Consider the following 1,028-nt stretch of genomic DNA (forward strand, 5'->3'; position numbering starts at 1 on the left):
CCGGCAGCGGCCTGCCCGCACTGCCGAACTTCGCGATCAACCTGCATCTGCCGCGCGGCCAGCGCACGCCGGCCGCGACGGAACTCGCCCGCCATCTGCGCAACGGCTTCGCGCGCGTGCGAGCAGCCGCCTAGCGCCGCTTCCCGCTACACGATGCCTGGCTCCTGCGGCGCCGGCGTCGTGCCGGCGGCTTCCAGTGCCTGGTGCAGCGTCGGGAAGATGCACGACGCGCCGACGATTTCCGTAATCCGGTGACGATCCATGTCCGCGCGCAGGTAGCGGTTGACCCGCCCGAACAGCACGCCGATCCCGCGTGCCTGCAGCATCTTGACGAGGTCGGTCAGCGTCCGCGCGGCCGAATAGTCGATGTCGGTGATCGCGCCCGCATCGACGACGAACCAGCGCGCCGGCACCGGCGCCGCATCGACGAGCTCGGTCACTTCGGCGGTAAACAGATGATCGTTCGCGAAGAACAGGTCGGAGCCGAACCGGTAGACGATCAGCCCCGGCGCCGTCATCGCGCCGCGCCGCGCGGGCACCGGCTGCCACCGTCCGTTGCCCTCGACGGGTTCGAGCACCATCGTGTGCGGCTGGTAACTGTGGCGCACGTGCCGCATCAGCGACAGCGCGACGGCCAGCAGGATGCCGTGCTCGACGCCGACCGTCACGACGGCCAGCGCCGTCACCAGCGCGAGCGTGAACTCGCCGGGGCTTTCCTTGCGGATCGCGGCGAGGCTGCGCACGTTGATCAGCCCGAGCGCGATCGTGAACACGATGCCGGCCAGCACCGCATGCGGCAGGTACTGCAGATAGGTGCTGAAGAACAGCAGGACCACCGCCACCACGGCCGCGAACGCGAGGTGCCCGATCTGGCTGCGCACGCCCGCGCCGTCGGCCATCGCCGTCTGCGTCGGGCTGCCGTTGACGACGAACGCGCCGCCCACCGCCGCCGCCGCGTTCGCGGCCGCGAGGCCGAGGACGTCGGCGTTGGTGTCGACCTCCTCGTCGTACTGCTGCGCGAACACGCG

The 1,028-nt window shown here is 70.8% G+C and carries 1 protein-coding gene; it reads right to left on the reverse strand.

Annotated elements, in window-relative coordinates; all coding sequences use genetic code 11:
- Nucleotides 1–146 precede the first annotated feature (146 nt).
- Nucleotides 147–1,028: SulP family inorganic anion transporter (locus G3N93_RS40520; RefSeq protein ID WP_206135576.1), on the reverse strand; the 882-nt coding region annotated here is incomplete at its 5' end.

The organism is Burkholderia sp. Se-20378 (assembly GCF_017104665.1).
GTDB lineage: Bacteria > Pseudomonadota > Gammaproteobacteria > Burkholderiales > Burkholderiaceae > Burkholderia > Burkholderia lata.